We start from the raw sequence: 26,042 nt of genomic DNA on the forward strand, positions 1-26,042 counted from the left end.
CTCCACATTTCTTATTATGGGCTGGCAGGAGCGAAAGTTGAATCTAATTTACCGCGTTAAATGTTCAAAAAACAGTGAATACCTGTTCTACAACGTCAGCTTTTTGTACTCGGAAGGAGCGCAGCCCGCAACCTTTTTGAACACCTGAGAAAAGTACTGCGGATTATCGCCAAAACCCAACTGCTCCGCTAATTCGAACATTTTGACATCATCGTTTAACTTAATAAGCTCCATTGCTTTTTTGATTCTCACGGTAACCACATAGTTCGAGAACCTCTCGCCGGTCTCTTTTTTGAACAATTTCCCCAGATAATCCGGATTCATATACAGCATTTTGTGAGCGACCCAGTTGAGCGACAGCTCGGGGTTGGCGAGCTCCGCATTGACGATTTCGATCACCTTCTGGATGACTTGCGAGTGCTTGTTTCTGTTTTGTTCGAAAATGACGTGGGTAATTTCAGAAGCGGTTTGCTTCAGCAATTGAATGCTGGCCTGCAGCGTTTCCATCTGTGAAATTTGGCCGATGAGCCCCATATACTGGTGCATTTGCGGTTCGGCGCACAATCTTGTCATGGAAATAAAGCTTTGGATGACATACGATTTGGTCGTCTGAATGTCCAGCCGGGAATTCGCCAAGACGGTGTGAAACGCTTCAATACTGCTCTCGGCTTCTTCCCAGTTGCCTGCCCGGATCGGAAAGAGGATGCGATCGTCATCGTAGACGAAGTCCGCTTTGCTGGGCTGCGTCGAATTCAAAATATCGCGCATCGTGATAAGCCCGCCCTCACTGAGGTAGAACCGGTGGCTCAAGCAATCAATGGCTTGCAAGTAGAGCCGCCTCGCCTCCCCGATTTCCCCGGCCTCGCTTAAGGCGGCTGTTGTGTCTATTTTGTAATACAGTATAAAAATACGCCTGATTTCTTCAATATGCTCCTGCAGACGCTTCATATCATCCTGATCCTCGATCAGCACCAAGATGTGCTCGGCAATAGTGGAGCTTAACAGCGGCTCATCGAGAATGTCTTCGGCAATATTTTTCAAAGCAAATAAATGCTCGTATTCGAATTTGTCTTCGAGACGGAACAGCAATAAGCGCACTTTCCTGGCACCGACATGCAGACCGAATAGATCCTGGTAATAGTCCCAATCCCGGCTGCCATACGATTTATTGGTTACGAATTCTTTCAAAAATTGCTCTTTGACATGGGGCAGCACCTTCTGCAAATTCGCTTTCATCGACTGGATAAAATCTTCCTTGCTCTCCTCCTGCTTGTATTCGGCCGTAATTTCACTAAGCGCCTTTAGAATGCTGTTTTCGTTGCACGGCTTTAACAAGTAATGCTTGACGCCATGCTGCATCGCGATTTGCGCATATTCGAATTCATCGAAGCCCGAGAGCATGATAAAGCGCGTATGCGGATGCGTTTCTTTGACTTTGGCCACAAGCTGCAAACCGTCCATGCCCGGCATCCGAATGTCGCTGATGACAATGTCCGGCTCGTGCTCACAAACGAAAGCGTAGGCTTCAATCCCGTTGCGGGCGGTCCCCGTTAACTCGGTGTCCACAGACTTCCAATCTACAATCGAAGAGATTCCTTCAAGAATCATCCGTTCGTCATCCACCAACAATACTTTATACATAAGTCGTTACCCTCTTTTCGTCATCGGAATACGGATGGTAATGCATGCGCCGCCATCCGGCCGATTTTCTACTTGAATCCCGTAATCCTCGCCAAACGCCAGCTTGATCCGCTCGTCAATATTTTTAAGCCCAATGCCTGTCCCTTTGGATTGGCGTTCGCCCGTCAACAGTTGTTCCAAATACGTTTCGTCGATGCCGGGACCGTTATCCTCAACGATCAGAAGGACATTTTCTCCCTCTTCCCGGCCTAAAATTTGTATGACGCACGGTTCAAGCATGACCTCTACCGCATACTTCACGGCATTTTCCAACAGCGGCTGCAGCGTCAGCTTCGGAATGCAATAAACTCCCAATGCTTCAGGCACATCTAACCGGAAATCGAGCCGCTCTTCAAACCGGACCTTCTGAATCGTAATATAATGCTGCACAAGCTTCAGCTCGTCTTCGATCGGGATCATATCCTGTTTCAAGCTAATCGACGAACGAAGCAAATAGCCAAGCGATTCCACCATTTGAGAAACTTGCTTCTGCCCGTTCATCTTGGAAATCCAGTTGATCGACTCCAGCGTGTTATACAGAAAATGCGGATTGATTTGCGCCTGCAGCGAGCGAAACTCGGTCTCTTTGATGATCAACTGTTTCGTGTAGTTTTCCTTGATCAATTCTTGAATGCGCACAATCATCATGCGGTATGTGCGCTGGAGCAGTCCGACTTCATCCATCTGCTGCGAGACAGGCGGTATGGCCGGCAGCTCCGAATTTTCCAGATCGCCGATTTGCAGTCCCCGCATATTGCTGATCAGTCCCTCGATGGGGCGGGTGACGCTGCGGGCTACGGCCATTCCAAAACCGACCAGCAGAAAAAAAGAAATAAGAAACGCGGCAATCATCCAATTTTTCATCAAAGTGAGGTTATAGAAAATCTTCTGGAAAGGCAGGGTGTTATAGTACGTCCAACCCAAATAATCCGAATGAATATGCGATACGAAATATTTCTCGCCATCCTGTTCCATAATGCGAAACCCCTTAGGGGAAAGCCCTGAAGGGCTGTTATCACTGATTAACGACTTCATGCTTACCGAGCGCGGATACACTAAAGTTCCATTCGAGACAATGCTAAGCTCGCCTTCCCGGGTAACGGCTTCCCTCGCAAATTGATTGACCATCTTGTCCAAATTGACATGCAGCACTAAGCTGCCCAGCTTCTTCAATTCCAAATTATCGTAGGAACGGATTTGCCTTGTTGCAATGAGACTGTAATCCTGGGCATCCGGATTGACCCATCCCAAACTGCCGGCTCCACGGTCGGACGTTTCTTGGATGAGCATTTTCCGTTCGGGTGAAAGCGTTGTCAAATTGCCGCTGGAATAGCTGTTTCCTTTCACATCGGTAATATCCGCCGCCGAAATATAGGTCTCGGAGTTAATGTATTGAACAAGCCGGTCCACGAGCTTAGCGCGGGATTGAATGCGAATATAATCCGATTCATTCGAGTTCATAACAATCAGGTGCTGCTGAATTTGCTCGTCCGACATAATGCTGAATGTCAACCGCTCCACTTTATTCAATTCATTCTCAATCAACGTGGAGGAAAGATTCAGGACTTGCGACGATTTCTCATAAATCTGCTGATCATACATCGAGAAAGCGATCTGCAAGCCCACCAGCGAAATGCTGGAGCTAACCGCCATCGTAATGGAAATGAGCAGAAACAGCTTCGCTTTAATCCTCATGTTGCGGATATCATCAAACCACAGGCGGAAGCCCGATTTCATTGTAAGCTCACCACTTTTCTTCCTGAATAGAGTCTTGTAGCAGTGTTTCTTCGCGGTTGCTGGCGTGTTTTCCTTTCCTTTAGAAAAAAGAAGTTAAGCGCGGTCAAAGCGCCTAACTCCTTCTCAATACGAATTGACCTATTTTAAATAAAACACTTCACGCATCGGTTGAATCGGCACGGCTTCGCGGAAATCGAAGGAACCTACGACCATTTTGGACGTAATGGCGTTCCACCGGTTGCAAGCCTCGCTCTCTGCCAAATAGGCAAAGGCCGCTTCCAAATCATCGCATAAGAAGCAATAGAAAAATTGATTGCCATTCTGGAAGATGGAATAATCCCTAATCCCCGCTTTACTGTGCTCTTCCATAATTTCCGGCCAAGGCGCCAAATGCATCCGGACGTACTCCTCCAGGTCTTCCTCCCGAATCGTCCATGTCCATGCGAACTTCCCGCTATTGGTCATGCGCTTCACCCTCTCCCTAAAGTTGGATAACCAGTCACTGTTACTTTACCGCGCTAACATCGTCCCGTCAATGCTCTTCCCCGCCAAAATAAAAATAAACAAAAAAAAGAAGTCGCGAGGACTTCCGTTTTTATGTCTTTATATTTGTTTAACTTTGTAAGAAGCAGAAATAAACCAAATAAGAAAAACAAAACAAAGCAGCGCTATAAACCCGTAACCGCCGAAAATGTCATAGCGGGCAGCAAAATAGCCAAAGCCAAGACCCGCAACCGTGTTCAGCACATTCTCGCCTAACGATTGGAAGGAATCGGTCGTTGCTCTCATGGCAGAGTCAATGCGGTGGTGCAGATAGCCGGCGGCAAGCGGCTCCATCACGCCGGAGAACAGGCAAACGATTAGCATCGCTGCCAGTCCGACGCCATTTTTGCTAACGGAAACGAAAATAAAACCCACGGTGATGCCCACCATTATGAAGGTGATCAGTTTCCTGTAGCTGAAGCGCCGCAAAAGCGCATAAGCAAGGAGATTGCCAGGCAGCTGCAGCAGCATAGTTCCGGCAGACAGCACACCAAAGTAAAGAACCGGAGTCCCCAGTCTGTTCGCGTACAACTGCCAAAATTCTCCGATATAGCTCATCGACGCACCAGTCACCATACCCGCAAGCAGGACAAGGGTGACATTAGGATTTTTTCGAAAAAAACGCAGCGATGCCATGACATATGTTCGAAAAGGAGGCATTTTCTCCTTGCCTGTCGTATCCAGCGCGCCCTTCGGCGGCTCGACCAGCAGGAAAGCAAGGAAAAAAGCAAGTGCTGAACTGACCAGCGATAACCAGTAGTTCAGCTTAAGATCGAATTTTCCCGCGAGAAAACTTCCGCAAAGTGCCGCGATGATGGCTGATACGAAGCTGCAAGCATTCAAACGTCCCAGCAGCTTCTCGAACTGCGGCGCAGCGCCCTGCAGCGATAACGTATCGTACAGCAGCGCGTTATCCGAGCCGCTTCTTGCGGAACGGGAGATGCCGCCCAAGAAGACGACAAGCGCAAAATGCCAAAATTCGCTCGCAACCAAGAGCAGCAGAAACTCGCTGCATCCAAGCAGCGCGCTGAGCACGAGCATGTTTTTGCGGCCCCATTTGTCCGCTATAACACCGGATGGAACTTCCAGCAGCACAATTGTCAGCGCATAAATCATTTCCGTATACACGACCATCTGAACGGTCATGCCCCGCTGCTCCCAGTACAATCTTTCAATCACGTATGCCGGGATGAGGCTGGAAAAAAAGCGAAGTGTAAATAGAATTCGTATATTATTCTTAATGTTGTCCATGAGGAGCTCCTCTCCGGAATTCGATTGCATGTATGCACACAATCAACTCGGGGGTGCTCGTGAACAACGCGAGGTTATCTCTTAGCAGGGAGGTCTTGCGAACTTAGCGAACCTCTTCATAGGAAGACTCCTTCCATGGCTTCAAGCTGTCACTTATTGGGATAGCAGTACTTTATACAGTTTAATTACGCTAAAATGCATGCCTTCATGGTATAGATTAAAGCTGAGAAACTGCTCTAGAGATTCAAGTTTCATGCCTGCCGATGTCGTGTACGGTGTCACGCTGTCCTGAAGCCGGCCGCTCAGTTCGCTGCGAATGCGCTCCGGCTGCTCCCGCAGCAAAGCCGTCAACTCTTGCAGTGACGGAACGGCGATGTCAGCTGGCGTCGTTAGCGGAGAAGTTTTGAACTCAAACTGTTCTTTGAAGCCCTCCGGCATACGAAGCGGAAGCCCCATATATTGAAAAGCGTAACGTTCCATCACCACATAAATGTGCCCCAGCTGCCAACGGATGGAATTCCGGAACCCATCGGGAATCCGGTCGGCGGTTTCTTCCGTTATCCCTTCCGCCGCAAGCAACACTTGGGCTCTTACGAATGCCAACTGCTTAAACAAATAATGTTCCATAGCCTTCACTCCTTTAGGGATTCTTAGGGCTTATTGTAGCACTCTTTGACTGATCCGTCTTTATAACCAACGATAACTTTGGCCGCCATACCAATAAACAGCCCGTTATCGACGACACCCGGAATACTGTTGATGGCATTGTGGCATTCGCTTGGAGTAACGATCTGTTTAAAATCACAATCCAAAATAAAATTGCCATTATCGGTCGTATACGGCTTCTGATCCGCCAGCCTCAGCTTCGGCTCGCACCCGAGTGCGCTAAGCTTGCGTTGAGTAAGCTCATAACCGAATTTTACAACTTCAACAGGCAAATGGAATTTCCCCAACCGCTCGACAACTTTGCTTTCATCCACAACGACAATAAGTTCTTTGCTTGATGAAGCAATGATTTTCTCACGCAGCAGGGCGCCTCCTCCGCCTTTTATTAAGTTCCACATTCCGTCAACTTCATCGGCCCCATCGATGGTCACATCAATTTCGGTAATTTCCGAGAAAGGACTTAACGGAATCCCGAGATCGATCGCCAGCTTTTCCGATTGAACGGAGGTTGCTACCGCTTTTATTTGCAGACCGTTATGCACTTTCTTTCCAATTTCCTGAATCGCCCAGTATGCCGTGGAACCCGTTCCCAAGCCTACCGTCATGCCATCCTGAATATAGGCCGCGGCTTTTTCTGCGGCTATTCGCTTGGAATTGCTGTTCGGCATATTGTTTAATGATCTATTTGACATCTCACGTTCACCTTTCTAAGGTTATTTTCCAACTAAATCTCGAATCAAAATCGCTACCCGCTTCAATCCCCATTCAAGCTCGTGCAGCTTAGCATAGGCATAAGAGATCCGCAAATAGCTGCCTGTATGCCGATTATAAACCGAGCCGGGATTGAGCAAAACACCCTCTTTGATCGCCCGCTCAAACAGAATTTGCATCGGAACGTCGACAGTGAGCTGGACCCAAATATAAAATCCTCCCGATGGCACAGTCCATTTGGCTAGTCCAGCGAAATAAGTATGCAAGAACTGCACCGCTGCATCTCTTCTCATCTTCAACTGTTCCCTAATCCCGATCAGATGCTCCTGATACAAGCCCCTGCCAAGCCATTCGGACGCAGCCCATTGGGAGACGGAACTGGAACCGTAATCGTTCTGCATTTTGATATCCGCCAACCGTTCGATCACCGGCTCCGGCGCCACGACCCATCCGAGGCGAAGCCCCGGGCTTAATGTTTTGGACAAGGTCCCTAAGTAAAGGACCAACGCATGCGGGTCCCTCGCCTTTAACGGCAAAGGCGGCGGCTCATCAAACCACAGCTCTCTGTATGCGTCATCCTCGATGATCGGAAGCCCTTCGTCGGAACAAGCCTTCATCAGCGCTTGGCGTCTTTCCTCCGTCATTAACGTGCCTGTCGGATTATGAAAAGTCGGGATCGTATACAGGATCGAGGCATTATAGCCTTTTTTGTAACGTCCGATCTGGCTCGCTTGTATGCCTTCCTCATCCATTGGCAAACCTACCAGCTTCATGCTGTTTGACTGAAAAACATGGACAGAATACAGGTAGGACGGCTTTTCCAACAGGATGGAAGACCCTCTTTGCAGAAGCCCCACCGAAATGAGATGCAGCGCTTGGAGAGCGCCGGACACGATCAAAATGTTCGATGGCGAAGTTTGGATGCCGTTTCCTTGCAAATACTGAGCGACCTGCTTGCGCAAATAAAGATTCCCTTTCGGCTCTTCATAACCCAAGGTGAACGGATTCGCCGAGCTTTCTGCAAAAATCTGCTTCATCCGCTCCGTTGGCAGCAAATCAGGGGAAAGCTCTCCGGTTCCGAGCCGGATCATGCCTTCCTGAAATTCCGCCCGGTTAATGTGCTGAATGGCCGGCAAATTGGGATAGTGTATGCCGGCCTGTACATACGAGCTCCAATCCGGCGGCGGCGACGCGGCTAGCAGATTCCACGAGTTATTGATGACTCTTGTCCCGCCCTTGGTGTTGCCCGCCAATAAGCCTTCCGCAATTAAATCGCTGATTGCCGTTACAACCGTGCTGCGATTCACGCCAAAATGCTCAGCCAATGCCCGCTGCGAAGGAATTTTGGTCCCAACCGCCCATTCGCCGAGCGATATTTTATGAATAATAAATGTTTTAATCTGTTCATATAACGGAGTTTCAGACGTAAAGTCAGGTTTCCAGTCCATGTGCTCCTCCTTTTCTTGCTCCTCCACTATATCATTTGGTTGGGATCAATGCCAGCCATTTGGACGGAGACAAATATCAAAATCCCTCTATACTAAGAGAGACTTTGACAGCCAGATAGGAGAGATCGATTTGTTTCAAACAGTTCTACATGCGGTTATATTGGGTTTTGGCCTAATTTTACCCGTAGGGGTACAAAATGTTTTTGTGTTTAATCAAGGCGCCAGCCAGCGCACATACTTAGGAGCACTGCCTGTCATTTTGACGGCATCCCTCTGCGATACGTTTCTTATTCTAGCGGCGGTTTTGGGAGTTTCCCTTATTGTGCTAACTTTCTCATGGCTGCAAATGGCCCTTTATGGCGTTGGATTTATATTCTTGCTCTATATGGGCTGGGCGGTTTGGAAAAGCAAGCCAAGCGCCGCTTCTTCTTCACAGGAAGAAACCAGGCCCAAAAAGCAGATCCTGTTCGCAGCCTCTGTCTCTTTACTGAATCCTCATGCTATTTTAGATACGGTTGGTGTTATTGGCACCAATTCCTTAAACTATACCGGCAGCGAAAAGTGGGTCTTCATGCTCAGCGTTATATGCGTATCCTGGCTATGGTTCTTCGGGTTGGCATTCGCGGGACGGTTAGTCCGCAAGCATGATACAAGCGGTCTGTTTATGGCGAGATTAAACAAAGTTTCCGCTTGCTTAATATGGGGCGTGGCTGCGTATATGGGGATCAAGCTTTTGTGACCGCTCCCCATCCCCCCTCACCCAACAATCTAAAAAAACTACAAAAAAAACTAAAAACAATGGCGTTCCTGCCCTCGCGCAAGAAAGCTATACTAAAGTCAGCCGAAATGAAAGCACTTACACAAATAAAGAAGGGAGGTCACCCTGCCATGCGATTGCTTCGCAAAATAGCACTGGGCATCGATACGTTCATCGAATCGGCCGCACTCATCGGCTTGCTCAGCATGATTATTATCGTCACCATGCAGGTGATGACGCGCAAACTATTCAATTTCGTTTTTTTCTGGTCAGAAGAAGTGACCATGCTGCTGCTCATTTGGTTCTCTTTCATGGGGATCGCCATTGGCTTTCGGGAAAAACTCCATCTCGGCATTGATTCCTTCACGCACAAACTTCCGGCTTCCTTCAACAAAGCGCTGGACAAAGTGATCGAATTAGTCATTCTCGCCTTCGGAATCTATTTGGTGTTCTATGGCTGGGATTTCACCGTCATGATGCACGAATCCGAACTACCAGCCACGGGGCTGCCGAACAGCACGCTCTATGTCATTATGCCGATCACAGGCATCATGACCTGTGCCTATGCGCTATTGCAGTTGTTTGGGATCGAAACGAAACGGCACGTTACTCTCCAGGAAAGAGGCCACCATTAATGGATCCGACCATTGCCATTCTCATACTTTGCATCAGCTTCACCCTTCTGATCGTTCTGCGCTTCCCGATCTCGCTAGCTCTAGCCGGTTCATCGCTGCTTACGCTGCTCTACTTGAACGTCCCGCTGGCTACCGTGGGCCAGACCATGATTCAAGGGATGAATTCCTACTCGCTCCTGACCATCCCCTTCTTCATCCTGGCCGGTCAAATCATGAGCGAAGGCCAAATGGCGCTGCGCCTCATCAACCTCGCCCAAGTTCTCGTCGGCGGCATTCGTGGAGGCTTAGCCATGGTCAACTGCGTAGCCTGTATGTTCTTTGGCAACATTTCCGGCTCCGCAATCGCGGATGTATCTTCCATCGGTTCCGTCATGATTCCCATGATGAAGAAAAAAGGCTATGACACCGACTACGCCGTAGGTGTCACCGTATCCGCCGCCATTCAAGGCGTCGTCGTTCCGCCAAGCCACAATCTCGTCCTGTATTCCCTGGCAGCCGGAGGCGGAATCTCCATTGCCTCGCTGTTTCTCGCCGGCATCGTTCCCGGCTTGATTCTATGCGTATCGCTTATGATTACAAGCTATCTCATTGCGATCAAGCGCGGATATACCAAAAGCGAAGCCGTTCCAGTGAGGGACATTCCAAAAATTGTGCGCGACGGCCTGCTCTCCCTTTTAACCGCCGTCATCATCCTTGGCGGTATTTTCACCGGCTGGTTTACAGCTACGGAAAGCGGCGCATTGGCGTGTTTGTACGCTTTTATCCTCACCTTTCTCGTCTACCGGGATATTCCGCTCAGCCGCATGTGGGTCATCCTGAAACGGACGTTTCGAACCGTCGCGATGGTGCTTTTCCTGATTGCCGCTTCCGCAACCTTCAGCTACGTGCTCGCCTTCTTGAAAGTGCCCGGCATGCTGACGGATTGGATGCTTGGCATCACCGATAGCCCGATTGTGATTTTGCTGATCATCAACATCCTGCTGCTCTTGCTCGGCGCACCGATGGACATGGCTCCGCTCATCCTCATTATGACGCCGATTCTGCTGCCTGTCGTCACCGCGCTTGGCATGGACCCTGTTCACTTCGGCATTATCATGATGTTAAACTTAGGCATGGGATTGCTGACGCCTCCGGTTGGAACCGTTTTATTCGTCGGCTCGGCCATCGGCAATATCACGATTTCCGAAGGCACTAAAGCGATGATGCCGTTCTTCTATGTCATGTGCGTCGTTCTCATGATTTTGACGTATATACCAGGTCTGGTGATGTGGCTGCCTAACCTTATGAAATAATCAACTCAAACCATTACAGGGGTGATCATCGATATGAACATATCAAAATCATATATAACAGCACTTAGCACGATGCTTGGAGCAAGTCTGCTGCTTGTAGCTTGCGGCGGAGGCAGCACGCCGACCAACAGCGCTTCCACAACCGCGCCGGGAACCGCTAGTCCGGCAGCGGCCAAGAAAGCCGATGGGCCTAAGCTTAATTTCCGTCTGGCCGAAACGCATCCTGCTGATTATCCGACCACACTTGGCGATAAAAAATTCGCCGAGCTCGTCAATCAAGCCTCGGAAGGCCGCATCAAAATCGATGTGTTCCCTGCTTCCCAGCTCGGCGAAGAGAAGGCTGTCATTGAGCAGGTTCAATTGGGTGCGATTGAGTTTACCCGGGTCAGCACCGGAGCGCTTGGCTCCTTCAACAAGCAGTATGAAGTGTTCAGCTTGCCTTACATTTTCGACAATGACAATCACCAGTGGAAGTTCCTGGAGAGCGAACAAGGCACGAAGCTGCTGGATAGTCTGGAATCCTCGCGTATGAAAGGCCTTGCCTACTACAGCTCAGGAGCGCGTTCTTTCTATTCCAAAAAGCCCGTCAAGACCATCGCCGACTTGAAAGGGCTGAAAGTTCGCGTTATTCAAAACAAAGTCAATATCGATCTCATGAACGCACTCGGTGCGAATGCGACACCAATGCCATACGGGGACGTGTTCAACGCCCTGCAAACGGGCGTCATCGATGCCGCAGAGAACAACTATCCGAGCTACTTCTCGTCCAACCATTTTCAGCAGGCCAAAAATCTTATTCTTGACCAGCACCAACGTGTGCCGGAAGTGCTTCTGATCTCCAAAGTAGCCTGGGATAAGCTGAGCAATGACGATAAAGCTTTGATCAAAAAAGCAGCCCTGGAATCCGTCAAAACGCAGAAAGCCGAATGGGATAAATTCGAGAAAGATTCCGAGGCCAAAGTCAAAGCCGCAGGCGTCACCATCACCGAAGTTACGGACCTTAAGCCATGGCAGGATGCCGTAAAACCAGTCATCGAGAAGTACCGCAATGAGTACAAAGAGACGCTGGAAGCTATCGAGAAGGCAAGAAAATGAGAAAAGACAAAAGGAACCTAAGCCCATCTTAGGTTCCTTTTGTCTTTTACGGCTTCCCGCCACTTTTCCGGTATTCCAAAGGAGAGCTCCCCGTCAGCTTTTTAAACGTATTGCTGAAATAAGCAATATCGCCATACCCGAGCCTTTCCGCGACTTCGAAGACGCGCAAAGAGGTTTTGACAAGCAGCCTCTTGGCTTCTTCTATCCGCATTTCGATGACATAGTCCACGAACTTGCCCCCGGTTTGCTGCTTGAACAGTTGACTCAGGTAGCTGGGATTCAAATGAACAAATGCAGCCACATCCGTTAGCGCAATATCCTTGGCTAAATTAGCGGCAACAAACTGCTGCACTTGTTCGATCACGGACAATTCAGCCGTCTCTGCCGTAAGCCTATCGCTCCCCATCGCCTCTCTCAGCATCGCCCTGCCTTGTATCCAGCGTTCCAAGCAATCGGCCATCGCTTCCATTTCCACCGGCTTGAGCAAATAATCTTTGACCCCGTAACGGATCGCTTTCTGGGCGAAATGAAAATCGTCAAACCCGCTGACAAGCACCAGATTCGCCTTCATGCCAGCCATCTGTTCCGCCAGCCCGATGCCGTCCATAATCGGCATTTTCACATCGGAAATAACGAGATCCGCCTCATGCTTTCGCACCGCATCCAAAGCTTCCAGGCCGTTCGCGCATTCCTGCACAATCGTAACGGGAAGCTTCGTTTGCTCCACCGCCTTGCGCAGCACAACCCGGACCCATTTTTCATCATCGGCAAGAATGATTTTGTACATCGTGACTACGCTCCTTCCCGGATATAGAGCCCCAGCGGCAGTTTCAAGCTAACGGTAGTCCCGGCGCCGGCGCTGCTCTCAAGCTCCAAACCGTATGCTTCTCCAAATAAATACGAAATGCGCCGGTGTACATTCACAATTCCAATCTGAGATACAGCTGCCACCATATCCTTCTGCAGCAAATCGAGCTGCAAGGCACGAAGCCTTTCCGCCGGAATTCCCATCCCGGTATCCTGAATTTCGATCACGAATTGATGTTCATCCAACAGCTTGGCGGATATGATGATATGAACAGGCTGGTCGCTCGTCTCGATGCCATGAATCACGCAATTTTCCACCAAGGGCTGCAGCGCAAACTTGGCAAGCCATTGGCTTTCCGCCCATTGCGGAATTTGAAATTCGTAGCTGAGCTTCTCTTCAAAACGGTACTGCTGTATCCGCAAATACATTTCACAGATATGAATCTCCTGCTGGACCGTGCTCGTCGCACCCGCATGATTCAAATTGTAGCGCAGCAGCCTGGCCAGGGAAGCGACTAACACGGAAATATCGGTCATATCCTTTTCCAGCGCCATGCCTCTTACCGTCTCCAATGCATTCATGAGAAAATGGGGATTCACTTGGGATTGGAGCACTTTGAGCTCGGTTTCCTTTTGGCGGAGCTGCAGATCCTTCTCCCGAAGCTGGGAGTAGTAAATTTCACCCATCAAGACTTGCAGCTTTTCCACCATTTTATTAAAATCGTTCGTCAGTTGTCCGATCTCATCCTTCGATTCGATGTCCGCCCGAGCCTGAAAATCTCCTTCTTTTACCCGCTTCATAAAATATTGCAAAGCCCGCACCGGGCGAACGATGCTGGTCGCAAAGCCAATGCCGATTAAATAAGCGATAACGAGCGTAACCGCTACCGTCCACCAAATCGTTTGCCGAATATACTGCGAACCGCGCGTCAGCTCGCCTTCAGGAATGGCCGTGACGAGCCTCCAGTTCAAATACGACGACCGGCTGAACGTATAGAATGGCCGATCCCCTGTTTGCGCTTGATAAGAACCGCTCTCCCGCTGCATGATATAGTCCAGTTGATCCCACTCCGCCATATGCCCGATATCGGCGTACTCCGGGGAATAAATATACCTTCCGTCAGGGTCCAGAATTGATAAATAACCCGTTCTGCCGATCGTTACACGCTCAGCAATCTCTTGGATGCGCTTGAAATTCAGTTCCATGATGAGGGTCGCAACAGGTTCGAGCGTATTGGGACTGACCAATCGCTTCACAATCGAAAGAACCGGCATATCCTCCAGTTCATAACGCTCGGAAGGCGGACGAATGATCAGCATAATATCGCTGTTGGAAGGCACGCTGTCAAACCATGGCTCCCGGACGAGCTGCAGGGCAGGGGTCACATTTTTGTTCATGCTCGTGTCCAGCACGGTTTGATTCTCCATAATCAGCATGATCCGGGAAATGTCCGAGCGGGAGTAGGCGGTATCTTTCAACAACTGCATCATCGGCTCGCGGATGCCCGAGCTTCTCACTTCATCCTCGCTCGTCATGCGAAGAAACTGCTGCATTGAGGGGTGATTTTGCATCCGGATCGAGTCGATTTCAAAATCCCTGATATAGTATTCGATGTGCAGCTTTACCTGCTCAATAATCTGTTCGTTGCTTAATCGCGCTTCCTCGCGCAGCACTTCCGACGATTTCTGATACGAAATGAGACCGACAACAAGCAGCGGAATGACGACCAGCATGGCCGAGTAAACGAGCAGCTTAACGGTCAGCGGACGATCGCGCAAAAACAAACTACGGTAAAACCAAATCCATGTCTGGCGGCCTTTTCTCCGCATATCCAGTCCCCAAGCCCCCTTCTCCACCGCTATGTAAACGCATTCAAAATAAGAAGAAAGAAAACCAGCTGCGGAAAGCAACTGGTTAACGTTTCACAAGATCTTCACGAATCGGTGTGAAGACATCCAGCAAGGCAGATGCTTCTAGAGCCGTAACGCCATGCTGCGCTCCGCTCGGAATATAAACCGTTTGGCCTTGTTCGATAACCGTCACAACACCATCTATCGTAAACTCAATTTTGCCCTTTAAGCAATAGGACATTTGTTCATGCACGTGGCTGTGCTGATACCCTACCGCCCCTGGCTCAAAGTGAACTTCCATCATCATAAGCCCGACTTCAGCTTTCAAAATGCAGCGTTTAACGCCCGGCTCAGCCGGCTCCCACACGCCAATATTCGACATCTGACTTTCCCCTCTCCAATTAAACGATCCTATTCAAAGAAAAAGGACCGCAAGCGGTCCTTCACTTCCTGATTTGATTATAACCCAAAAGAACCCAAATGAACATACTTGAAAACAAACGAACGAAAGGAAATCTCCTTATGATGAGACGGCAGCGCGATCTTTCCCTTTGTCTGCCTCGCCTGCATTTTTGTTGGCGGCTTCACGGTCCTGCTGCATTTCTTCCACGGTTTTTACTTTCAGGCGCGCTGCGCCTTCGTAATCGCGGGTCGGAATGAGGCTGCCTGCGGCCAGCCGTTGTTTGGCCTCATCAATCGCAGAGCCGTACTGCGGAAGCCACTTCTCTTGAGCAACGAGCATCTCATCCACCATCTGCCAAATTTCTTTCGGATTGCAGACGGCGCCAACGAGCGGATCCATCATAAAAGCTTGACGCAGCAGCTTATCGTCCCCGCGCACCGCCGCTTCAACAGCAAGGCGCTGCACCGAAATGCTGACATTGCACACGGCGGCAGGTCCGAGCGGCAGGTCCCCGACAACCGGCATCGAAATGCCGTTGGCATCCACATAGCCCGGCGCTTCAATGACTGCATCATGCGGCAGATTCGAAATGACGCCGTTATTCACCACGTTGAAGTGCCCGCGATACACACGGCCCGTTTCAAGCCCCTCGATGATATAAGAGCCGTGCTCCTCGCTGCGTTTTTCAGCCGAGTAAACCATAGCCTTCTCCTTCATCCAATTCGGGAAATCCGTTTCGAACCAGTTCCGCCCTTCCGTGCAAACGCGCAGATAGCCGCCGGTCTCGCCGTTTATCCAGCTTCCCATGTCAATCCAGTCTTGAATTTCGCCGGCCCGCTTCCGGTACCAAGGCACATACTCGCTCAGATGCCCGTTCGATTCCGTGCTGTAATAGCCGAACCGGCGCAGCATATCGATGCGCACTTTTTCCGTGCGGGCAAATTCCGGATGGTTCTCGAACGCCTCCAGCAAACCTTGCGTCAGATCCCTGCCTTGATGGCGTGCTTGCACATACCAAGTTTGGTGATTGATCCCTGCACAAATAATGTCGACTTCTTCCTTCTTGAGGCCATACACTTCGGCAATTTGACGATGCCCGTGCTGCACGCCGTGACATAGCCCGATCGTCCGCACCCCGCCGTATTTGTTGCAAGCCCAAGTCAGCATCGCCATCGGATTCGCGTAATTTAAGAGCAGCACATCAGGCGAAGCCACATCGCGGATGTCGGCGCAAATGCGAAGCATTTCCGATATTCCGCGCTGACCGTACATTATGCCTCCGGCACATAAGGTGTCCCCGACACACTGATCGACGCCATATTTGAGCGGAATATCCACATCGGTGGCAAAAGCTTCCAGACCGCCTACACGAATCGTGCATAGTACATACTTCGCGTCTTTCAAAGCTTCTCGGCGATCTGTACTCGCTTGAATTTGTATGTTCAGGCCATTTTCCAAAATGTCCCTTTGGCACAGCTCCGTGACCATGTCCAAATTATGCTGATGAATGTCTGTAAAAGCGACCTGAATATCGCGAAACTCAGGAACCGACAATAAATCCCGCAGTAGTCCGCGTGTAAATCCAATACTTCCTGCTCCAATAAAAGCCACTTTAAATGACATGTTTACCGCCTTCTTTCTCCTATGCTCTACCTTTCACATTATATCAAGCACAGAAGAGAAAACGTTACCAAATTTCTAACTTTATCGCAGCGATTTTGTCAAAAATTCTAACTTCTTTCCGGATAATTCCACCGCTCCGCATGCATCGTTTTACGGAAATCCGTCGGAGTCAGACCCGTATAATCCTTGAAAAGCATATGAAAATACTGCCGGCTTCCAACCCCGATATAATCGCAAATTCCGGAAATGGGCACATCCGTTTCAAGCAGCAGCATTTTGGCTTTTTCCATTCGGATAACGGTTAAATACGCCATTAGCGTCTGGCCTGTAAGCGATTTGAAAATCCGCTGCAAATAACCCGGATGCAAATTAACAGCCGCAGCAATATCCTTCACTTGGATATCCCGGTCATAGTTCTGATGCAAATATTCTATCGAAATCTTGACATACCTTTCGCTTTGCGCCTCGCCGCTATTCACCGCTTCCCGCCATAACCGTGCGATACGAATCAACAACTGCGCAATGAGCAGCTGCACCATCAATTCGCTTCTTGCAGCCGCTTTATCCAGCTCAAGCACCAAACTTTTCATAATATGATAGACTTCGTCCCCATCCCGCAGCACCAAATAAGGAGCTTCGGATTCCAGCAGGGAGATCAGCAGGTTATCTTCGGCAGCCAGCTGCTGAATAGAGGGAAACACGCCCTTATTCGGCGCGAACCGGAACTCTACATTCAGCATTCTGCACGGATTGGCTGCGCCGACGATCAATCGATGGGGGACATTGGCATTGATGATAATGAATTCGCCTTTTTTGAGGGAAACTTTCTCGATATGCAACGTCTGGGTTTGAATTTCGACCTCGCAAAAGCCCTGAATCGTATACATAATTTCTGTAGCATCATGCCGGTGAAAGGGCATATCAAAGCCTTGCCATTGTTTAAAATAATACGCCATCACGTGCGGATGGCCGTTCGTTTCCGTCATAAGAGCCGGAAATAACGATGCGCTCTCAAGCATAGGCGGCTCCTTTCCTTCAAAAGAACATCCCGGTGTGGACGCCCTGGTTACTCCTAAAGTCATTGTAACCGCCTGTTCATGAAAAGAAAATCCTCCCCCGAGCAAGGGATTGGAGGGTTCTTTTGAAAATGGACAATCGTGCCTATTTATGAGTTGAATAAAAATACATTAATATGTATAATTATTCATTATTTCTTATATTAATTGAAAAGGATGTGCTCAAATGACAAGGGTAAAAACATCAACGGAAGAATTGCTGGCAGCGGCGAATGACGCTATTTTATTTATTGCGAACCGGCCTCAAGTCGTGATGGAGCATGGCGAAGGGATGTATATCTGGGATACGGACGGCAACAAATATTTGGATTTTATCGGCGGTTGGGCGGTTACCTCCTTAGGACACTCTCCCAAAGTCATTAGCGATGCGCTGCTGGAGCAGTCAAGCAAACTCATCCATGCAAGTCCAGGCTTCTATAACAAGCCGATGCTTGAATTCGCCCGGTTGCTAACGTCGTTGTCGGGATTGGAACGCGTCTTTTTCGGCAGTACAGGGGCTGAAGCGAATGAAAGTGCGATCAAGCTTGCTCGCAAGTATGGCGCCGTCCGCAAAGGCGGAGCTTACGAGATTATGACAACGACACGCAGCTTCCACGGCCGTTCCTTGGCAACTACCGCCGCAACCGGAAAAATCGGCTGGGATCGCATGTTCGCCCCGCAAATGCCCGGCTTCGTGAAAGTGCCGTTCAATGACATTGAAGCCGTGAAACAAGCCATGAATCCGAATACGTGCGCTATTTTATTAGAACTTACTCAAGGAGAAGGCGGTGTTTATGAAGCTAGTCCCGCCTACATCCAGGAGCTTCGTAGACTTTGTGATGAGAACGGCATTTTGCTTATGTTTGACGAGGTCCAAACGGGGCTGGGACGGACAGGAGCGATGTTCGCTTATGAGCATTACGGTGTTGTGCCGGATGTGCTCACACTTGCTAAGGGGATTGGCGGCGGCTTTCCGTTATCCGCGATGCTTGCGAAAGAGGCGTACAACCTTTTTGAAGCAGGAGATCAAGGGGGAACCTATACCGGCAACCCGCTTGCCATGGCAGTCGGCCTTGCTGTCGTAGGCGAAGTTTTGCAGCGCAAGCTTCCACAGCAAGCCGCTGAGCGAGGCCAGTATTTGCTGAACAAGCTGCATGACGTGCAAGAGCGCTTTGGAATTACGCATATCCGCGGCAGAGGGCTGCTGCTTGCCTTCGATCTTCCGAAGCCGCGCGGAGCGGAGCTTGCAGCCGCTTGCCTTCAGGCAGGCTTGCTTATTAACTCCCCGGGTCCGAGCACGATCCGCTTGATGCCGGCTTTGATTGTTACGGAAGCTGAGATCGATGAAATGATGAGCAAGCTGTGCATGGTGATGGATCAGCTCTTTCGGAGCTGATCCGCAAATTTCGTGACCGACGTTATGCCCGCTGGAACAAAACCGGAAAATAAGCGTTCGCAAAAGGCTGACCCTGCTGCGGGCGCGGTCCCAACAGCCGGATATTGTCATGCCGCTGAATACCTGCCCGATAGGCTGTGCCGCCGGGCATCAGATGGGCAACGACCGACATCCGCGGCTCGTGCGTCGTATTCGCGCCGGACCCGTGGAACGTAAGTCCGTGGTGGAAGCTGGCTTGCCCTGCCTTTAAGATGCAGGGCTCCTCCACCCACTCGCGTCCGTCCGCATACTTGTTCTTCAGCTCTTCCATATTTGTATTAAAGAACGAATCGCTATCCGGGATCAATCCCCACTTATGCGAACCAACGATCGTCATCATACCGCCATTGCTCAGATCCGTGTCCTGCAGCGCAATCCATACGGTCACCATGTTCGCATTGCTGGAGCACTGCCAATACCCGTAATCTTGATGCCAGCCTACATTGCCTGACGACGTCATTTTGTCGCCGATTCCCGGCTTATAGATGACTTGGTCGTGCCACAGGCGAATTTCATCCGTCTGCAGCAAATCGGCTGCGAGCTCGCCAATCAACGGATCCGTGACCGTACGGCGAATCTCGTCATTAATCCACCAGCCGTTGTCCAGCTTGCGCAGGGCGTCGGGATTCGGGCTCGGCCGGTAATGGTTCATCGGAAGTCCGTCCCCGTCATAATCGCCGGCCCATACTCTTTCATGCGCTTCGCGCAGCCGCTGAATTTGGCCATCGTCCAGAAGCTTTGGCGAAATCCAATAGCCGTCCCGCTCGAACACCTCTTTATCCTGAGCTGTAATCTTGTAAGTTCTTTCTGCTTGTGTAGTCATTGAACATGCCTCCTTCTTCGTCTTGCTTTCATCATACGGATTTCTCCGTGCATTGACGTTCACGGATCTGCTGAGTAGTATGAGAAACATAGAAGATGATTGAGAACATGATTGAAGATAATTAAAAACATGAAAAGAAGAGAATTAAACACATGCATGGACAAAGGAGATTTTATCTGTGACTGCCAAACAAAGTCCCCGGTGGACCTATGACGCTGCTATTCAAGGAGCGATTCCGGATGTTCCGGAACTGATCCTTTTCGGCTTCGACGAGATCAGGTCGGCGCTGCCCCTCTCCTATCACAAGCATGACGGGTATGAGTTTGTTTTAGTCGAACGCGGCAAAGCAAGCTGGGAGCTGCACGGTCAAGCCTATGAAACCAAAGCTGGCGATGTCTTTCATACGTGCCCGGGCGAGCTGCATCGCGGCGGGTTCAACGTGATAGAACCAAGCCGGTTCTGGTGGTTCATCGTGACGCCTCCCCATGCGGGGGATTGGCTCCGGCTTCCCGCCAACGAAAGCGCATGCTTCCACAGCGCCATGCAGGCGCTCCCGCGAGTTAGGCATCTCGGCCTGCAAGCCGTTCAAGGCTTCCGCAAGCTGGGCGACGCCATCAACAGCAGCAACCCTTTGCGTTCCTCCTCCATACGGGAAGCTGTGCTGGGACTGCTGCTCGCCATCGTGCAGCCGAATGAAAGAATGATTTCGCTCGCGGACGATCTCGCAGATCAATTCAACCTGCTTCTTCACCGCATCGAGGATGAGCCTGAGTGGCGGCCTGACATTGAAGAATTGGCCGGCTTTGTCCGGGTCAGTCCGTCCCACTTTTTTCGAACATTTCAGTCGCATACGGGACTGCCTCCGATGGTCTATATCGAGCGAATGCGCATCAGAAAAGCTTGCAGCTTGCTTTCTGAAAGCTCCGCTTCGGTGACCGTAATCGCCAACGCATTAGGGTACGCCTCTTCGCAACATTTTGCGACCGTGTTTAAACGCATTATCGGCATGACGCCTGTGCAATGGCGGGTGTATCAAAACCATGGACCGTAGGTCCCATCGTTTGCGCAAAATGGCCTGGTTTCGCAGAAATAACGGGAGGCGCATGACCGACGGGGATGTGCGGGAGAGAATACGTGGTGAGGATGAGCGGTGGGGATGCGTGGTGGAGATGCGTGGTGGGGGGCTATCGCCCTCGGTAGTCTAGCTTGTTAAAGAGCGCGTTTTCAGTTGCTGCTGATGAAATTAGCTATGCGTGGAAATTCGACCTTCTAGCAGAGGTTGAGATACCACACTGCACCTTTGAGGAACTACATGCCGCTATTTCACCGAAAAGCGGAGCATCCCCTACTAAAGGGGAACTACAAGGCCTTATTTCTGCGTATTTGGCGGAATTTCAGCCAATTCGGCAAAATAACGGACCATAGTTCCCCCTACTTGCGCAAATACGCTATTTCCGCAGAAATAGCGCACTGTAGTTCCCTCCGGCGGGACGCACACGGCCGACCGGAATGTGCGGGAGTGGATACTCGGGGGGAGCAATCCCCCCTCGGTCGTTTAGCTTGTTAAAGAGCGCGTTATCAGCGAGATTTGACGGGGTGAGACTGTCGCTGTTGAATATCAGCGACATTTGGCGGTGTAAGACTGCCACTGTTGAATATCTGCGACATTCGACGGGGTTATTTCTTACTAGGCGCCGAGCAGCAAACAAAAAACTCCCCCCTTCATCGAACACGAAAAAAGGACGAAGCAGAAACCTGCCTCGTCCTTTTCTCTACTCCCGATCGCCCGTCGAAAAGGCGTTCTTAACATTGTCCATAATTTCCTCGACCGCTTCACTCACCATATCTGTCGGCGTTGTATCTTCTTCGTCCGGTTTAGTCGGAATTGTGTCGTTGCAGACGTGATCGAAATAATGACTTTTATCCATAAGCTAACCTCCTGTAGGCTTGTTGTTTCCTTAATCGTCTCCCTTTATTCACCCACTCGGGGCGGATCGGAGCCATCTGCCGAAAACTCTTGCTTAATCCTCATGTTTGGAGTAAATTAAACCTATATGAACCTATATCAACACAAATAAACCATATCGAGGAGCGATTATCACATGGATATCCGTTACGCATCACACCCGAATGAAGTTAAACAATTTGACACAGAGCGCCTGCAAGCCGAGTTCCAAATCAACGCTTTGTTTGCGCCGAACGAAATTAAACTGGTATATTCCCACGTTGACCGTTTTATCATCGGCGGCGTGCTTCCGACGACAAACACGCTTCAACTGCAAGCGGACAAGAAAGAAATGGCGGCTGATTACTTCTTAGAGCGTCGCGAAATCGGGATCATTAACGTTGGCGCCCGCGGCACCATTACGGTTGACGGCACGGCGTACACCATGGATTCCAAGGATTGCATTTACATCGGCCTTGGCGCGAAGGATATTACATTTGCCAGCGATAATGCAGATGAGCCTGCTAAATTCTACTTCAACTCGACGCCAGCTCACAAAACATACCCAACGGTAAAAGCGGCGATTAGCGAAGCTACTCCGGCTCACCTGGGCAGCATCAATACGTCCAATGAGCGTACAATCTACAAATACATCCACTTGGACGGCATTCAAAGCTGTCAACTCGTTATGGGGATGACGCTTCTGAAACCGGGCAATATGTGGAACACAATGCCTTCTCACACGCATAACCGCCGTTCCGAAGTTTACTTCTACTTCGATATGCCGGAAGATGCGGTTGTTTTCCACATGATGGGCGAGCCGCAACAAACGCGTCACGTCGTTATGCGCAATGAGCAAGCTATCATTTCCCCAAGCTGGTCCATCCACAGCGGCGTAGGCACAAACAACTACACATTCATTTGGGGCATGGCCGGCGAAAATCAAATGTTCGACGATATGGACGCCGTGGCTATGAAAGATTTAAAATAATCGGTAATCTCTCTTTTGGAAAGTGATGATCATCGATGAATCCTTTACGCAGGTACGAAACCATTATGGAAATACTCCTGGCACAGAAAGAAGTTACCGTTAACGAGCTTAGCGAACGACTGGATGTCACAGGCAAAACAATACGTGAAGACTTGGCCAAGCTGGAGGAAAAAGGGCTGCTCGTCCGCATTCATGGCGGCGCCATGCTCGCCCAAAGCGATCAGCTTGGCATTCTCTCGGCGAAAGAGCCGATTGTCAAACACGCCGATCAAAAATCGGAAATCGCGACGATCGCTCTGCGGTACATTCAACCGCGGGACATCATTGCCCTCGACGGCGGCAGCACAACGCTTGAAATTGCCAGGCGGCTGGACAATCAGCCGCTTACGGTTGTGACCAATGATGTATACATTATTTCCGAGCTCCTTCATAAGGAAGAAATCCGGCTTGTTGTTCCCGGCGGGTACAGAACCCGGAACATGCTTGTCGGCCCTGAGGCCGTTGCTTATGTTAATTCGCTTAACATTCAGAAATCGTTCATTTCTGCAACCGGCGTTCATCTTCAGCACGGCTTTACGATTTATACGAGCGATCACGCCGATTACAAACGGGCGTTGATCGCCTCCAGCGCAACCGTCTATGGCGTCGCCGACCATTACAAATTCGGCCAGTGCGCTTTACGCACGTTCGCTTCTTTATCTGAAGTCGCCATGATTATAACCGACAGCAACCTGCCCGCAGAAACGGCCAAGCAGTACCGTGACGCCGGCATTCAAATCGTCACTCACTAGTGAAAAGGAGTATCTTTCATGACACTTTTTAATTTAGCAGGAAAAACAGCCTTCGTAACCGGAGCTTCCGGCGGCCTGGGCCAAGCGATGGCTATCGGTCTGGCCGAAGCCGGCGCTAACGTCATTGCCGTATCCTCTTCCGAAAGCGTGCAAACGGTTGAAGCGATCCGTGCATTAGGCGGTAAAGCTGAGCTGATCGCAGCGGATTTAAGCAACGAAGACATCCTTGAGGATGTCGTTAATAAAGCTGTCGGCATTTACGGCGGCATCGATATTCTGGTGAACAACGCCGGAATCATTCGTCGCACGCCGGCTGTCGATCATGCGCGTCAAGATTGGCACGACGTCATCGACCTGAACTTAAACTCCGCTTTCTTCCTGTGCCAATTGATCGGCCGTCATATGATCGAGCGCGGCAGCGGCAAAATCGTGAACATCGCTTCCATGCTGACTTACCAAGGCGGCATCAATGTGCCGGGTTATACGGCAAGCAAGCATGCGATCGCAGGCGTTACGAAAGCTTTGGCGAACGAATGGGCAGGCAAAGGCATCCAAGTCAACGCTATCGCGCCAGGCTACATGACGACGAATAACACAGCGCCAATCCTGAAAGACGAGAAGCGCACGCAATCCATTACAGAGCGTATCCCGGCAGGACGTTGGGGCTCGCCGGAAGATTTGAAAGGACCTGTTGTGTTCTTGTCTTCGAACGCTTCCGATTACATGAACGGTCACGTACTATGCGTGGACGGCGGATGGATGGCGAGATAAATGGGTATCGGTACGCTAGCTCATGCCGTCGGCCATCTTCCACTGAACCAATTAACAGAGAAGCTAAGCGGACGAGGCATTGACTTCGTACAACTGGCTCTCAGCAAAGCCATCAGCGATATCGACACAAGCCTGGGCAAGCTTAGTCCAGGTCTCGCCAATCATATCGGCGAACAGTTCCAGCGCGCCGGTATCCGCATTGGCGTTCTTGGCTGCTATATCAATCCGATTCACCCGGATCCGCAGCAGCGGCGCTACGAAATCAACCGGTTCAAAGAGCACCTGCGGTACGCCCGAGATTTCGGAACGTCCATTGTCGCCACAGAAACGGCCGACTTGACGACATACCTGTCGCAAGATGCAGAGCGATATGAGGCTATCGGTTGGGAACTGCTCAGGGAAACGGTTGAGGAGCTGGCCGAGGAAGCGGAGCGCTGGGGCGTTCACATCGGACTTGAGCCCGTTTTCACTCACACGTTATCCAGCAAAGAAAAAATGGTACGCATCATGGAAGAAATCCCGTCAAGCTGCTTAGGGGTTGTCTTTGATCCTGTGAACCTGCTTCCTCCTGCTGCCGTTGAAGATCAAGAAGATTTCCTGGCTGGATCCTTTGCAGCTTTCGGGGACCGCATCGTTCTTGCTCATTTGAAGGATGTTGTCGTTCGTGACGGCAAGCTGGAAGCAGTACGCTCCGGACAAGGCATTTTCCAAACCCAATCGTTCCTGGACAAACTCCACCGGGCTAAACCGGGCATCGACATTTCTTTGGAACAGCTTTCGGATGAAACCATTGACAGCACCGTTCAATATGTAAGAAGTCTTATGTAATTAAAAAGCCCCGTTCACCCTTTTTGGGGGAGATCCGGGGCTTTGTTTTATTTTTTGATATCAGGACCGGTCATCACTTCATATTCATCGCCTAAATAACACTGCAAAGCCTTGAGCGCCGCGACGCCTACGGCAATGTCATCCTCGCCGGCTCCTCCGCTGATACCGACTCCCCCAATAACACAGCCATTGACGACAATCGGGAATCCTCCGACAAAAATGGCAAACTTTCCGGGCATCATGGCATGTATGCCAAACGCCTCGCCATGAATCGTCGCCGGACCTCCGGGCTGATTGAACAAATGCGTCGAGCGCCGGTGACCGCTAGCTGTAAAAGCTTTCGCCATCGCCATTTCAGGACTCGTGTTGCGAGCGCCATTCATGCGTTCCAAGGCGATGACATAGCCGCCATCGTCTACGATGCATATCGTTTCTGCCGCATTAGCCTCTATAGCGGCTTGTATGCCTGCCGCAATCATAACCCGCGCTTCTTCAAGCTCCAGCTTCAAAACCGACTTCATGCATAGTTCCCCTCCCTGCTGCTTGTCGACACATGATGACGTGATTCGTGAATCTCCTCTTTCCATTCATATGGAAATGCGCAGCGTTTATGTTCGCGAAGACAAAAAAGCCTATCCGGCTTGTCACAAGTCCGAATAGGCTTTTTTGCACTTATTTGTTAGGTTGTACCCGAACGACGCGGGCAGGCCGCTCCACCCAATTATCGCGTTTCATTGGGCGAACTTGATTAATGGGGTTGTTATAATCAATCTCCGGGTTTTTGCCTTCTTCCCTCGCCGCCGCAGCCAGCTTCTCCTTATAACCCGTTCCAGGTGCCGGCCCACCGCCGCCATTCCGTTTTCCCTTATTCCAAACTCTGTTCTTGCTCATTTCACCACTCCAT

The 26,042-nt window shown here is 50.3% G+C and carries 26 protein-coding genes; 10 read left to right on the forward strand and 16 right to left on the reverse strand.

Annotated elements, in window-relative coordinates; genetic code table 11:
• Positions 1-87: 87 nt before the first annotated feature.
• The 7 genes from AC3WRW_RS17555 to AC3WRW_RS17585 all read right to left on the reverse strand — a co-directional run bounded on the left by AC3WRW_RS17555 (position 88) and on the right by AC3WRW_RS17585 (position 8,036).
• Entirely contained in the window at positions 88-1,641 is a 1,554-nt protein-coding gene (locus AC3WRW_RS17555) for a response regulator (RefSeq protein ID WP_492547596.1), read from the reverse strand.
• A gap of 6 nt (positions 1,642-1,647) precedes the next feature.
• Positions 1,648-3,417 carry a sensor histidine kinase gene (locus AC3WRW_RS17560; protein ID WP_492547597.1) on the reverse strand — a complete coding sequence of 590 codons (1,770 nt, stop codon included), beginning with the start codon at positions 3,415-3,417 and terminating at the stop codon, positions 1,648-1,650.
• A 138-nt stretch (positions 3,418-3,555) separates the two neighbouring features.
• Complete coding sequence (locus AC3WRW_RS17565) at positions 3,556-3,882, reverse strand: L-rhamnose mutarotase (RefSeq protein WP_492547598.1); 327 nt, start codon at positions 3,880-3,882, stop codon at positions 3,556-3,558.
• Between the two features lie 138 nt (positions 3,883-4,020).
• Positions 4,021-5,211, reverse strand: a complete 1,191-nt coding sequence (locus tag AC3WRW_RS17570; RefSeq protein WP_492547599.1) for an MFS transporter — start codon at positions 5,209-5,211, stop codon at positions 4,021-4,023.
• Between the two features lie 153 nt (positions 5,212-5,364).
• Positions 5,365-5,838, reverse strand: coding sequence for a DinB family protein (locus tag AC3WRW_RS17575; RefSeq protein ID WP_492547600.1), 474 nt, complete (start codon positions 5,836-5,838; stop codon positions 5,365-5,367).
• Positions 5,839-5,861: 23 nt separating this feature from the next.
• Entirely contained in the window at positions 5,862-6,569 is a 708-nt protein-coding gene (gene rpiA, locus AC3WRW_RS17580) for a ribose-5-phosphate isomerase RpiA (protein WP_492547601.1), read from the reverse strand.
• Positions 6,570-6,590: 21 nt separating this feature from the next.
• On the reverse strand, positions 6,591-8,036 hold the full coding sequence (locus AC3WRW_RS17585; RefSeq protein WP_492547602.1) for an aminotransferase-like domain-containing protein: 1,446 nt from the start codon (positions 8,034-8,036) through the stop codon (positions 6,591-6,593).
• Between the two features lie 130 nt (positions 8,037-8,166).
• Here AC3WRW_RS17585 and AC3WRW_RS17590 point away from each other — a divergent pair, with 130 nt between their 5' ends.
• The 4 genes from AC3WRW_RS17590 (at position 8,167) to AC3WRW_RS17605 (ending at position 11,815) form a co-directional block, all read left to right on the forward strand.
• Positions 8,167-8,775, forward strand: coding sequence for a LysE/ArgO family amino acid transporter (locus AC3WRW_RS17590; protein WP_492547603.1), 609 nt, complete (start codon positions 8,167-8,169; stop codon positions 8,773-8,775).
• 149 nt (positions 8,776-8,924) lie between these two features.
• The gene (locus AC3WRW_RS17595) at positions 8,925-9,428 is read left to right on the forward strand and encodes a TRAP transporter small permease (protein ID WP_492547604.1); all 504 of its coding nucleotides are present in this window, start codon (positions 8,925-8,927) and stop codon (positions 9,426-9,428) included.
• Positions 9,428-10,720 (forward strand): TRAP transporter large permease, encoded by a 1,293-nt coding sequence (locus AC3WRW_RS17600; protein ID WP_492547605.1) that lies wholly within the window; start codon positions 9,428-9,430, stop codon positions 10,718-10,720. The genes AC3WRW_RS17595 and AC3WRW_RS17600 overlap by 1 nt, the downstream gene beginning before the upstream one ends.
• 33 nt (positions 10,721-10,753) lie before the next feature.
• Positions 10,754-11,815: a TRAP transporter substrate-binding protein gene (locus tag AC3WRW_RS17605; RefSeq protein ID WP_492547606.1), complete on the forward strand. Its 1,062-nt coding sequence runs from the start codon at positions 10,754-10,756 to the stop codon at positions 11,813-11,815.
• A 46-nt stretch (positions 11,816-11,861) separates the two neighbouring features.
• Here the strand turns inward: AC3WRW_RS17605 and AC3WRW_RS17610 are convergent, their stop codons facing one another.
• The 5 genes from AC3WRW_RS17610 to AC3WRW_RS17630 all read right to left on the reverse strand — a co-directional run bounded on the left by AC3WRW_RS17610 (position 11,862) and on the right by AC3WRW_RS17630 (position 17,518).
• Entirely contained in the window at positions 11,862-12,602 is a 741-nt protein-coding gene (locus AC3WRW_RS17610) for a response regulator transcription factor (RefSeq protein ID WP_492547607.1), read from the reverse strand.
• Positions 12,603-12,607: 5 nt separating this feature from the next.
• Positions 12,608-14,452 (reverse strand): sensor histidine kinase, encoded by a 1,845-nt coding sequence (locus AC3WRW_RS17615; RefSeq protein WP_492547608.1) that lies wholly within the window; start codon positions 14,450-14,452, stop codon positions 12,608-12,610.
• An 85-nt stretch (positions 14,453-14,537) separates the two neighbouring features.
• Positions 14,538-14,855: a cupin domain-containing protein gene (locus AC3WRW_RS17620; RefSeq protein WP_145657127.1), complete on the reverse strand. Its 318-nt coding sequence runs from the start codon at positions 14,853-14,855 to the stop codon at positions 14,538-14,540.
• Positions 14,856-14,993: 138 nt separating this feature from the next.
• Positions 14,994-16,499, reverse strand: coding sequence for an alpha-glucosidase/alpha-galactosidase (locus tag AC3WRW_RS17625; RefSeq protein ID WP_492547609.1), 1,506 nt, complete (start codon positions 16,497-16,499; stop codon positions 14,994-14,996).
• Between the two features lie 107 nt (positions 16,500-16,606).
• On the reverse strand, positions 16,607-17,518 hold the full coding sequence (locus AC3WRW_RS17630) for an AraC family transcriptional regulator (RefSeq protein WP_492547610.1): 912 nt from the start codon (positions 17,516-17,518) through the stop codon (positions 16,607-16,609).
• Between the two features lie 223 nt (positions 17,519-17,741).
• Here AC3WRW_RS17630 and AC3WRW_RS17635 point away from each other — a divergent pair, with 223 nt between their 5' ends.
• Positions 17,742-18,950 carry an aspartate aminotransferase family protein gene (locus AC3WRW_RS17635; RefSeq protein ID WP_492547611.1) on the forward strand — a complete coding sequence of 403 codons (1,209 nt, stop codon included), beginning with the start codon at positions 17,742-17,744 and terminating at the stop codon, positions 18,948-18,950.
• Positions 18,951-18,972: 22 nt separating this feature from the next.
• On the opposite strand, the gene AC3WRW_RS17640 is transcribed toward AC3WRW_RS17635, so the two are convergent.
• Positions 18,973-19,812, reverse strand: a complete 840-nt coding sequence (locus tag AC3WRW_RS17640) for a phytanoyl-CoA dioxygenase family protein (RefSeq protein ID WP_492547612.1) — start codon at positions 19,810-19,812, stop codon at positions 18,973-18,975.
• Positions 19,813-19,990: 178 nt separating this feature from the next.
• Here AC3WRW_RS17640 and AC3WRW_RS17645 point away from each other — a divergent pair, with 178 nt between their 5' ends.
• Positions 19,991-20,863 (forward strand): AraC family transcriptional regulator, encoded by an 873-nt coding sequence (locus AC3WRW_RS17645; protein ID WP_492547613.1) that lies wholly within the window; start codon positions 19,991-19,993, stop codon positions 20,861-20,863.
• 721 nt (positions 20,864-21,584) lie between these two features.
• Here AC3WRW_RS17645 and AC3WRW_RS17650 read toward each other — a convergent pair.
• Positions 21,585-21,740: a hypothetical protein gene (locus AC3WRW_RS17650; protein ID WP_492547614.1), complete on the reverse strand. Its 156-nt coding sequence runs from the start codon at positions 21,738-21,740 to the stop codon at positions 21,585-21,587.
• A 174-nt stretch (positions 21,741-21,914) separates the two neighbouring features.
• Between AC3WRW_RS17650 and kduI the strand changes: the two genes are divergently transcribed.
• Genes kduI through AC3WRW_RS17670 form a run of 4 tightly spaced genes read left to right on the forward strand, consistent with a single transcriptional unit; the run spans position 21,915 to position 25,138 of the window.
• Positions 21,915-22,748 (forward strand): 5-dehydro-4-deoxy-D-glucuronate isomerase, encoded by an 834-nt coding sequence (gene kduI / locus AC3WRW_RS17655; RefSeq protein WP_492547615.1) that lies wholly within the window; start codon positions 21,915-21,917, stop codon positions 22,746-22,748.
• A 35-nt stretch (positions 22,749-22,783) separates the two neighbouring features.
• Positions 22,784-23,539 carry a DeoR/GlpR family DNA-binding transcription regulator gene (locus AC3WRW_RS17660; protein ID WP_492547616.1) on the forward strand — a complete coding sequence of 252 codons (756 nt, stop codon included), beginning with the start codon at positions 22,784-22,786 and terminating at the stop codon, positions 23,537-23,539.
• 18 nt (positions 23,540-23,557) lie between these two features.
• Positions 23,558-24,310: a 2-dehydro-3-deoxy-D-gluconate 5-dehydrogenase KduD gene (gene kduD, locus AC3WRW_RS17665; protein ID WP_492547617.1), complete on the forward strand. Its 753-nt coding sequence runs from the start codon at positions 23,558-23,560 to the stop codon at positions 24,308-24,310.
• Positions 24,311-25,138, forward strand: a complete 828-nt coding sequence (locus AC3WRW_RS17670; RefSeq protein ID WP_492547618.1) for a sugar phosphate isomerase/epimerase family protein — start codon at positions 24,311-24,313, stop codon at positions 25,136-25,138.
• Positions 25,139-25,185: 47 nt separating this feature from the next.
• Here AC3WRW_RS17670 and AC3WRW_RS17675 read toward each other — a convergent pair whose 3' ends face one another.
• Both AC3WRW_RS17675 and AC3WRW_RS17680 read right to left on the reverse strand, forming a co-directional pair.
• On the reverse strand, positions 25,186-25,659 hold the full coding sequence (locus AC3WRW_RS17675) for a GlcG/HbpS family heme-binding protein (RefSeq protein ID WP_492547619.1): 474 nt from the start codon (positions 25,657-25,659) through the stop codon (positions 25,186-25,188).
• A 151-nt stretch (positions 25,660-25,810) separates the two neighbouring features.
• Positions 25,811-26,029, reverse strand: coding sequence for a hypothetical protein (locus tag AC3WRW_RS17680; RefSeq protein WP_492547620.1), 219 nt, complete (start codon positions 26,027-26,029; stop codon positions 25,811-25,813).
• Between the last annotated feature and the right edge of the window lie 13 nt (positions 26,030-26,042).

The organism is Paenibacillus sp. FW126-R14, from assembly GCF_058789495.1.

What these genes read in the sequence shown, in the direction of transcription:
- AC3WRW_RS17555 (WP_492547596.1), bottom strand. Translation starts at nt 1,641, where the DNA reads ATGTATAAAGTATTGTTGGTGGATGACGAACGGATGATTCTTGAAGGA.
- AC3WRW_RS17560 (WP_492547597.1), bottom strand. Translation starts at nt 3,417, where the DNA reads ATGAAATCGGGCTTCCGCCTGTGGTTTGATGATATCCGCAACATGAGG.
- AC3WRW_RS17565 (WP_492547598.1), bottom strand. Translation starts at nt 3,882, where the DNA reads ATGACCAATAGCGGGAAGTTCGCATGGACATGGACGATTCGGGAGGAA.
- AC3WRW_RS17570 (WP_492547599.1), bottom strand. Translation starts at nt 5,211, where the DNA reads ATGGACAACATTAAGAATAATATACGAATTCTATTTACACTTCGCTTT.
- AC3WRW_RS17575 (WP_492547600.1), bottom strand. Translation starts at nt 5,838, where the DNA reads ATGGAACATTATTTGTTTAAGCAGTTGGCATTCGTAAGAGCCCAAGTG.
- rpiA (WP_492547601.1), bottom strand. Translation starts at nt 6,569, where the DNA reads ATGTCAAATAGATCATTAAACAATATGCCGAACAGCAATTCCAAGCGA.
- AC3WRW_RS17585 (WP_492547602.1), bottom strand. Translation starts at nt 8,036, where the DNA reads ATGGACTGGAAACCTGACTTTACGTCTGAAACTCCGTTATATGAACAG.
- AC3WRW_RS17595 (WP_492547604.1), top strand. Translation starts at nt 8,925, where the DNA reads ATGCGATTGCTTCGCAAAATAGCACTGGGCATCGATACGTTCATCGAA.
- AC3WRW_RS17600 (WP_492547605.1), top strand. Translation starts at nt 9,428, where the DNA reads ATGGATCCGACCATTGCCATTCTCATACTTTGCATCAGCTTCACCCTT.
- AC3WRW_RS17605 (WP_492547606.1), top strand. Translation starts at nt 10,754, where the DNA reads ATGAACATATCAAAATCATATATAACAGCACTTAGCACGATGCTTGGA.
- AC3WRW_RS17610 (WP_492547607.1), bottom strand. Translation starts at nt 12,602, where the DNA reads ATGTACAAAATCATTCTTGCCGATGATGAAAAATGGGTCCGGGTTGTG.
- AC3WRW_RS17615 (WP_492547608.1), bottom strand. Translation starts at nt 14,452, where the DNA reads ATGCGGAGAAAAGGCCGCCAGACATGGATTTGGTTTTACCGTAGTTTG.
- AC3WRW_RS17620 (WP_145657127.1), bottom strand. Translation starts at nt 14,855, where the DNA reads ATGTCGAATATTGGCGTGTGGGAGCCGGCTGAGCCGGGCGTTAAACGC.
- AC3WRW_RS17625 (WP_492547609.1), bottom strand. Translation starts at nt 16,499, where the DNA reads ATGTCATTTAAAGTGGCTTTTATTGGAGCAGGAAGTATTGGATTTACA.
- AC3WRW_RS17630 (WP_492547610.1), bottom strand. Translation starts at nt 17,518, where the DNA reads ATGCTTGAGAGCGCATCGTTATTTCCGGCTCTTATGACGGAAACGAAC.
- AC3WRW_RS17635 (WP_492547611.1), top strand. Translation starts at nt 17,742, where the DNA reads ATGACAAGGGTAAAAACATCAACGGAAGAATTGCTGGCAGCGGCGAAT.
- AC3WRW_RS17640 (WP_492547612.1), bottom strand. Translation starts at nt 19,812, where the DNA reads ATGACTACACAAGCAGAAAGAACTTACAAGATTACAGCTCAGGATAAA.
- AC3WRW_RS17650 (WP_492547614.1), bottom strand. Translation starts at nt 21,740, where the DNA reads ATGGATAAAAGTCATTATTTCGATCACGTCTGCAACGACACAATTCCG.
- kduI (WP_492547615.1), top strand. Translation starts at nt 21,915, where the DNA reads ATGGATATCCGTTACGCATCACACCCGAATGAAGTTAAACAATTTGAC.
- AC3WRW_RS17660 (WP_492547616.1), top strand. Translation starts at nt 22,784, where the DNA reads ATGAATCCTTTACGCAGGTACGAAACCATTATGGAAATACTCCTGGCA.
- kduD (WP_492547617.1), top strand. Translation starts at nt 23,558, where the DNA reads ATGACACTTTTTAATTTAGCAGGAAAAACAGCCTTCGTAACCGGAGCT.
- AC3WRW_RS17670 (WP_492547618.1), top strand. Translation starts at nt 24,311, where the DNA reads ATGGGTATCGGTACGCTAGCTCATGCCGTCGGCCATCTTCCACTGAAC.
- AC3WRW_RS17675 (WP_492547619.1), bottom strand. Translation starts at nt 25,659, where the DNA reads ATGAAGTCGGTTTTGAAGCTGGAGCTTGAAGAAGCGCGGGTTATGATT.
- AC3WRW_RS17680 (WP_492547620.1), bottom strand. Translation starts at nt 26,029, where the DNA reads ATGAGCAAGAACAGAGTTTGGAATAAGGGAAAACGGAATGGCGGCGGT.